This is a genomic window from Solirubrobacter soli DSM 22325 (genome assembly GCF_000423665.1).
Lineage (GTDB): Bacteria > Actinomycetota > Thermoleophilia > Solirubrobacterales > Solirubrobacteraceae > Solirubrobacter > Solirubrobacter soli.
This window is the reverse complement of sequence record NZ_AUIK01000039.1, coordinates 43961-51221: the sequence shown is the minus strand read 5'-3', so window position 1 is coordinate 51221 and position 7261 is coordinate 43961. Positions and strand designations below refer to the sequence as shown.

The window sequence follows — 7261 nt, the reverse complement described above, 5'->3', positions numbered from 1 at the left end:
ACGCCGACGCCGACTCCCACGCCGACGCCGACGCCGACTCCCACGCCGACGCCGACTCCCACGCCGACGCCGACGCCGACTCCCACGCCGACGCCTACCCCGACGCCGACGGCCACGCCCACCCCGACGGCAACGCCCACCGCGACGCCGACGGCCACGCCGACCCCGTCGCCCACGCCGACCCCGCCCGCGGGCTCGAGCGGCCCGGCGACGCCGACCGGCTCCGTCCTCCCGACGCTGTCACTCGACATGGCGCCGAACGTCAACCTGGGCTCCTTCATCCCGGGTGTCGGGAAGGACTACGAGACGTCGGTGGCCGCGATGGTCACGAGCTCGGCCGGGGACGCGACCCTGTCGGTCGCCGATCCGAACCCGACGCTCTCGGGCCGGCTCGTCAACGGGACGTTCTCGCTCGCCTCGCCGGTCATGGCGCGGGCCAACCAGGGCGCCTTCGCGCCGATCACGGGAGCACCGCTCACGCTGCTGACCTACAACGGTCCCGTCAGCGCGAACCCGGTGACCATCGGGCTCAAGCAGACCATCGGTGCCAACGAGTCGCTGCGCACCGGGACGTACAGCAAGACGCTGACGTTCACGTTGTCGACGACGACGCCCTGACGCTGTGACACCCCGGCCCCGCGGCATGACGTCGCGGGGCCGGTCGCCTGTTCTGGTCCTTTGAGGGGGAACGTTGAAACTCTTGAATCTGCTCTCGGCGGCGCTCGTGGCGTCGGTCCTCGTACCTGCGACCGCCCAGGCGGACGCGCCGCCGCTCACGGCCGGCTTCACTGCCGTCGATGTCACGTCCGCGAACCATCAGTGGTACGCGACCGGCACGACCTCGAACACCGCCACGATCGCCACCGGCGGCACGGTGACGTTCGCGTACCCGACCGGCACGTCGATCCATGACGCCGCGTTCACGGCGGCGGCCAAGCCGACGTCGTGCACGCCGCCGCTCGGCGCGACGTTCGCCACTCCGGCCGCTCCCGCCCGCGCGCCGTGGACGACGTCGTGCCGCTTCGACACGCCCGGGACGTACGCGTTCGTCTGCCAGGTCCACTCGGCCATGCGCGCCACGATCGTCGTCGCGCCCGACAGCGCGGGCGGGAGCGCCGGCGGAACGGTCCCGGCGACGCTCTCGCTCACCCTCGGCGGCTCGGCCGACCTCGGCCACTTCCAGCTCGCCGTCGCTGCCGACTACACGGCATCCATGCCCGCCACGGTCACGAGCAGCGCCGGCGATGCCACATTGACCGTCAACGATCCGAGCCCGGTCGCGACCGGCCATCTGGTCAACGGCACGTACGTGATGGCGCAGCCGCTGCAGGTCAAGGCCACCGACGCCACGCACCCGGCGACCGCGTTCGCTCCCGTGGAGACCCCGGTGACGCTGCTCACCTGGCCCGGTCCGATCGCGAGCGACAGCGTGACCGTGGGCTTCAAGCAGTCGATCGCCGTGACCGACCCGCTGCGCAGCGGCACCTACGCGAAGACACTCATGTTCACCCTCAGCACAACGAGCCCATGACCCGCCTCCTCGTCCTCCTGCTGGCGGCGTTCGCGGTGGCCATCCCGGCCCTCGCCTCGGCCGATCAGCGCGCCCCGGGCGCCATCATCGCCGTCGACTACGCGTTCCAGAACCCGGCCGACGGCTCCGACACCGTCACGATCGCGGCCGGCGAGACCGTGACCTTCGGCTACCCGGCCGGCGGCAACTTCCACAACGTGATGTTCGCGATGCAGCCGTCCTCCTGCACGCCGGCGCTGCCGGACTTCCCCTCGGGTCCGGGCTGGCAGTCGACGTGCCGCTTCAACACGCCGGGCACGTACTCGTTCGTGTGCGGCGCTCACGACTTCATGACCGGCACGGTCGTGGTCACCGGCGACGCGACACCGACACCGACGGCGACCGCGACCGCGACCGCCACGGCGACGGCCACCGCGACGGCGACGGCGACGGCGACCGCGACGGCGACGGCGACGGCGACCGCCACGGCGACGGCGACGGCGACCGCCACGGCGACGGCGACAGCCACACCGGCGCTCACCGCGACCGCGACCGCGACCGCCACACCCACCGTCACCGCGACGGCGACCGCCACCCCGAACCCGACGCCGGCGGCCACGGCCCCGCCCACGACCGACCTCCCGGCGCAGACCGTCGGCCCGGTCTCGACCCCGCCCGCGGCCCGCGGCCTCAAGCTCGCCGCGACCCAGAAGGGTCAGTCGATCAAGGGCTCACTCACGATCGAGCAGGCCAACTCGAGCCTGAAGATCGAGATCCTGCGCGGCAAGACGCGCCTCGCGACCTCGACCAAGAAGGTCAAGCAGGGCAACACGACCTTCGCGCTGAAGGTCAAACGCCAGAGCAAGACGGTCAAGCTGACGGTCAAGATCACGGTCACGCCGCCGAGCGGCGCCGCGTTCACCACCACCAAGACGGTGACGCTGAAGCGCTAATCGACCCGGACGATGCGGTGCAGGAACGTCTTGCGGCCCACGGAGGACGCGCTTGCACCGCAGTCGCCGAACCACTTGTCCCGCGTCCCGCGCCACCACTCGCCGGCGCCCAGTGCCTCGATCATCGGCGAGTTCGTGCATCGCGCGCGGTGCTTCTTGTTGCCCGCCATGTGCCCGAGCTCGTGCAGGACGACGCTCTCGAGGTCGACCTGGTCGAGCGCCGGATAGTCCGGCCCGGCGTTCCAGTTCTCGGTCGCGCTCAGCGCCAGGTCGCTCTCGACGACCTTGCCGCGCTTGACGAAGTCCGTCTGCACGCCGAGCACGCCGGGCTCGACCTTGGACGAGAAGCCGGCGACGTTGTAGCCGTCCTGGACGCCCGCCTCGACGCTCGTCCAGCGCAGCGCCTTCAGGCCCCAGCGCGACGCCGCGGTCCGGACGACCTTCGCGAAGCGCGCGCCGTCCACACCGTCGGGGAACCCGGCGGAGGAGAGGTAGAAGCTCTTCTGCACGCCCCGGCGGCCGTACTTTGGGTACAGCTTGCCGCGCCCCTTGTCGGCGTACGGCAGCGTCACCGTCAGCTCCTGCACGGGGCCGACCGGCTCCTCCGCGCCGTTCGCGGCGTCCTGGGTCAGGTACGCCTGCCAGTAGTAGTGCCCGGGGCGCTGGCGCAGCACCGAGTTCGCGGGCACCGACCAGACCGCGAGGTCGGCCGTCGCCTGCGTGGCGGTCTCGTCGAGCCAGGTCCCGTCCGGGCCGGTCAGCAGTCCGTCCGCGTCGACGTCGTCGTGGCCTGACACGCGCACGACGACCGTGCCGTCGGGCGCGGCGGTGCGAACGGCGAAGGTCAACGGCGCTCCTCGCGAGATCGACGCGACGGGCGCGGCGTACTCGAGCGGCGGGAGCGGGGTCTGCGCGGCGGCGCTCGCGGGAAGCGCGAGCAGCACGAGAACAGAGGCGAGGACGGGACGCATCACCGCTCCCATCGGCCGACTCCGGGGAGAGCTTGAGTACCGTGTGTGCCCGTGGCCCGCGTGCGCCTGGATTCCCTGTTGGCGGAACGCGGGCTGTTCGAGTCGCGGACACGCGCCGCCGCCGCCGTGATCGCGGGCCAGGTCCATCTCGGCCCGGGCCGCCGCCGCGCGGACAAGCCCGGCCAGCTGGTCGACGCCGAGATCGAGGTCGAGGTGGAAGGTCCGCCGCCCTTCGTCTCCCGCGGCGGCGTCAAGCTCGCGAACGCGCTCGACACGCTGCGGATCGACCCGGCCGGCCGGCGCGCGCTCGACGTCGGCGCCTCGACCGGCGGCTTCACCGACTGCCTGCTCCAGCGCGGTGCGGAGCACGTGATCGCGCTCGACGTCGCCTACGGCGAGCTCGACTACCGCCTGCGCGAGGACGAGCGTGTCACCGTCATCGAACGCACCAACGCGCGTGCGATCACCCCGGACGATCTGCCATACCGCCCGGACCTCGTGGTCATCGACGTCTCCTTCATCTCGCTGCGCAAGGTCCTCCCGGCCGTCCTGTCGACCACCCACGCGCGCTTCGACTGCCTCGCGATGGTCAAGCCGCAGTTCGAGGTCGGGAAGGACCGGATCGGCAAAGGGGGCGTCGTCAAGGACCCGGAGCTCCGCCGCGAGGTCGTCAACGACGTCGCCGCCGCCGCGCGAGCGGACGGGGCGGCCGTCCTCGGCAGCGCGCCGTCCGCGCTCCCCGGGCCGTCAGGCAACAAGGAGACGTTCCTCTGGCTGGCCGAAGCCGGCCGTGCCGGCGCGCTCGACGAGGTCGAGGCATGGTGAGCGGCGTCATCACGCACCGCCGGCCCGGCGACACCACGGACGCGGTCCACACGCTGATGGCGGTCGCGCGCGGGCGGCGCGTCGTGCTGCGCTTCACCCCGGACGAGGCGGAGAAGCACGCGATCGAACCCGCCCCGTTCGTCGAGATCGTCCCCGAGCTCGGCGACGACATCGACCTCTGCGTCGTCCTCGGCGGCGACGGCACGATCCTCACCGCGCTGCGCCGCTACGCCGGCACCGGCGTGCCGGTGTTCGCCGTCAACTACGGCGAGGTCGGCTTCCTCGCGACGATCGACCCGAACGGCCTGGAGGAGGACTTCGCGCGCGCGTTCGCGGGCGAGTTCGACACGATCCAGCTGCCGACGATCTCCGTCGGCCGCCCGGACGGCACCTGGAGCGCTCTCAACGACATCTCCGTCCACCGCAAGGCGGGGCTGCGCGTCGCCGACCTCGCGTACGCGCTCGCGGGCGAGGAGATCGGGCGCGTGCGCTGCGACGGCCTGGTGATCTCGACCCCGCAGGGCTCGACGGGCTACAACCTCGCCAACGGCGGCCCGGTCCTGGCCTGGGGCGTGGAGGGGTACGTCGTCTCGTTCATCGCGCCGCACTCGCTGACCGCCCGCGCCCTGGTCGTCGCGCCCGGCGACGAGCTGACGATCAACAACGCGTCCCGCGAGGAGCCGGTCGAGGTCCACGTGGACGGCCGCCCGACCCTCGAGCTGCCGCCGGGCGAGGACATCCACATCGCGTTCGGCCTCTCCCACGGCACGCTCGCCCAGATCCCGGGCGCGTCGTTCTACCACCGCCTGCGCGAGCGCTTCGGCCGCCTCGCGCGCTAACTCGCGTTCACCTCGGCGACCGCCCACTCGGTCTGCGCGCCCGGGACCAGCTCGACGCGGCAGCTCCCAACGCGGATCGCCGCGCGGACGCGCTCGAACGCGAGCACCTTCGTGCCCGGGATCGAGAAGTCGCCGCACGCCCGCGGGTGCGGGTCTCCGCTGCCACAGCCGACCGCGCGGGCGGCATCGATCGTCATCGTCCCGCAGGCGATCTCCGCGTCGCCCACCTGGACCGCGCGCGCGTACGTGAGCGCGATCGAGGCCGCGACCGTCTCCGGGTGCCCCGGTCGCGGCGTGTGGCCGTCGTTCCCGAGCCGCGGGACGATCGCGATCGCCGCGGCGACCGCTACGAGCCCGATGACGATCCAGATGAGCCGCATTCGCGCCGAACTGTGCCAAAACTGCAACGGGAACGTGTGTTTGCCCCGTTTCCGTCGGGGGCCACTGGTAGACCCCAGTACGTGCTCCACGAACTCCGCGTCGAGAACCTGCTGCTGATCGAGCGGGCCGAGCTCCGTCTCGGGCCCGGCTTGAACGTGCTGACGGGGGAGACCGGGGCGGGGAAGACCGTCCTGGCCCACGCGCTGGACCTCCTGCTCGGCGGCAAGCCACGCACGGGGATCGTCCGGCCCGGGGCGTCAGAGGCGTACGTGGAGGGCGTCTTCGCGCTGCCTGACGTCGTTCGCGAGGCACTGGGCGACCGCCTGGCGGAGGACGCGGAGGAGCTCGTGCTCGCCCGGCGGGTGAGCGCCGAGGGCCGCACGCGCGCATACCTCGGTGGGCGCAGCGCCACGGCCGCCGACTTGCGTGAGGCCGGGTCGGCGCTGCTCTCGTTCTACGGCCAGCACGAGTCGCGCAAGCTGATGCTCGCGTCGGCCCAGCTGTTGATCCTCGACGGATTCGCCGGGCCCGAGCAGGCGGCGCGCCGCGACGCGTACCGCGAGGTCTATGCCCGCGAGCGAGCGCTATTTGCTCGTCTCGGCGAGCTGCGCGAGCGCGCGGGCGCCCGCGATCGGGAGCTGGACCTGCTCGAGTGGGAGCTGGAAGAGATCGACCGGGCCGATCCGAGCGAGGACGAGGAGGCGACACTGGAAGCGGAGCGTGGGCGGTTGCGCCACGTGGAGGCGCTGCGATCGGCGGCCGCGACCGGCGTGGGAGCGCTGGCGGGTGGGGAGGAGGACGGTGGCGGTGCGTCGCTCGCGCTCGCCTCCGCGGCCCACGCCTTGGAGTCCGCCGGCGGGGTGGACGCGGAGCTCGACGCGCTGACCGCTCGCGTCCGCGCGCTCTCCCTGGAGGCCGAGGACCTCGTGCACGAGCTGCACCGCTACGCCGAGAGCGTCGAAGCACCCCCTGGGCGCCTGGACGAGGTCGAGGAGCGGATGGCGCTCCTGGACCGGCTCAAGCGCAAGCACGGCGGCACGATCGCCGCGGTGCTCGAGCACGCGGCCGCCTGCCGGGCTCGGCACGCCGAGCTGGCGGGCGTGGAGGAGGCGATCGAGGAGGCCGAGGCCGCTTTGGAGGCCGCGCAGGCCGACCTCGCTGACCACGCTTCGCGCTTGCACGCCGCTCGCGAGGCCGCAGGGGTGGAGCTGGCCGACGCCGTCGTCGAGCGCCTCGGCGCGCTGGCGATGGACGGCGCGCAGTTCACGGCCGCGCTGTCGCCGCGCGGCGAGTACGGCCCGACGGGCGGCGACGAGATCGAGTTCCTGATCGCCCCCAACCCGGGGGTTCCCGCGGGCCCGCTGCGCGAGACCGCCTCGGGCGGTGAGCTCTCGCGGGTCATGCTGGCGCTGATGGGCGTCGCGGCGGACTCGGGCCCGGCGACCCTGGTGTTCGACGAGGTCGACGCCGGCATTGGCGGCCAGACCGCACGGGCCGTCGGCGAGCAGCTGCGCGCGCTGGCAGAGGGGCGCCAGGTCATCTGCATCACCCACCTGCCGCAGATCGCGTCGATGGCCGACCGCCACTTCACGATCGTCAAGGACACCTCGGGCGAGACCGCCCGCACCACCGTCACCGAGCTGCGTAAGGCCGACGTGGTCGGCGAGCTCGTACGGATGCTGGGCGCCGATCGCGAGGACGCGGCCGCCCGGAGACACGCAAAAGAACTGCTGAAAGCGGCCTAGATGACTCCGAACGCTTTTCCCTTCCGGACGCCGCTCT

At 72.7% G+C, this 7261-nt stretch carries 9 protein-coding genes; 6 read left to right on the top strand and 3 right to left on the bottom strand.

The window, feature by feature from the left end; all coding sequences use genetic code 11:
* A partial coding sequence (locus G569_RS64085; RefSeq protein ID WP_037499809.1) for a hypothetical protein occupies positions 1-251 on the bottom strand: 251 nt, incomplete at its 3' end.
* Between G569_RS64085 and G569_RS64080 the strand changes: the two genes are divergently transcribed.
* The 3 genes from G569_RS64080 to G569_RS64775 all read left to right on the top strand — a co-directional run bounded on the left by G569_RS64080 (position 250) and on the right by G569_RS64775 (position 2463).
* Entirely contained in the window at positions 250-618 is a 369-nt protein-coding gene (locus G569_RS64080; RefSeq protein WP_028065919.1) for a hypothetical protein, read from the top strand. The genes G569_RS64085 and G569_RS64080 overlap by 2 nt on opposite strands.
* 82 nt (positions 619-700) lie before the next feature.
* Positions 701-1531 carry a cupredoxin domain-containing protein gene (locus G569_RS0128230; RefSeq protein WP_028065918.1) on the top strand — a complete coding sequence of 277 codons (831 nt, stop codon included), beginning with the start codon at positions 701-703 and terminating at the stop codon, positions 1529-1531.
* On the top strand, positions 1528-2463 hold the full coding sequence (locus G569_RS64775) for a cupredoxin domain-containing protein (protein ID WP_028065917.1): 936 nt from the start codon (positions 1528-1530) through the stop codon (positions 2461-2463). Before G569_RS0128230 ends, G569_RS64775 begins: the two co-directional genes overlap by 4 nt.
* Here G569_RS64775 and G569_RS0128220 read toward each other — a convergent pair.
* The gene (locus tag G569_RS0128220; protein WP_157592372.1) at positions 2460-3434 is read right to left on the bottom strand and encodes a hypothetical protein; all 975 of its coding nucleotides are present in this window, start codon (positions 3432-3434) and stop codon (positions 2460-2462) included. The two genes, G569_RS64775 and G569_RS0128220, sit on opposite strands and share 4 nt — an antisense overlap.
* Before the next feature lie 51 nt (positions 3435-3485).
* Here G569_RS0128220 and G569_RS0128215 point away from each other — a divergent pair, with 51 nt between their 5' ends.
* Together G569_RS0128215 and G569_RS0128210 are read left to right on the top strand one after the other, a co-directional pair.
* A complete protein-coding gene (locus G569_RS0128215) occupies positions 3486-4259 on the top strand; it encodes a TlyA family RNA methyltransferase (RefSeq protein WP_028065915.1) in 774 nt (257 codons plus the stop codon).
* A complete protein-coding gene (locus G569_RS0128210; RefSeq protein ID WP_028065914.1) occupies positions 4253-5098 on the top strand; it encodes an NAD(+)/NADH kinase in 846 nt (281 codons plus the stop codon). Before G569_RS0128215 ends, G569_RS0128210 begins: the two co-directional genes overlap by 7 nt.
* On the opposite strand, the gene G569_RS64065 is transcribed toward G569_RS0128210, so the two are convergent.
* Positions 5095-5478, bottom strand: coding sequence for a hypothetical protein (locus tag G569_RS64065; protein ID WP_028065913.1), 384 nt, complete (start codon positions 5476-5478; stop codon positions 5095-5097). The two genes, G569_RS0128210 and G569_RS64065, sit on opposite strands and share 4 nt — an antisense overlap.
* A gap of 81 nt (positions 5479-5559) precedes the next feature.
* On the opposite strand from G569_RS64065, the gene recN reads away from it, so the two are divergent.
* Complete coding sequence (recN, locus tag G569_RS0128200) at positions 5560-7224, top strand: DNA repair protein RecN (RefSeq protein ID WP_028065912.1); 1665 nt, start codon at positions 5560-5562, stop codon at positions 7222-7224.
* The last annotated feature ends 37 nt before the right edge of the window (positions 7225-7261 follow it).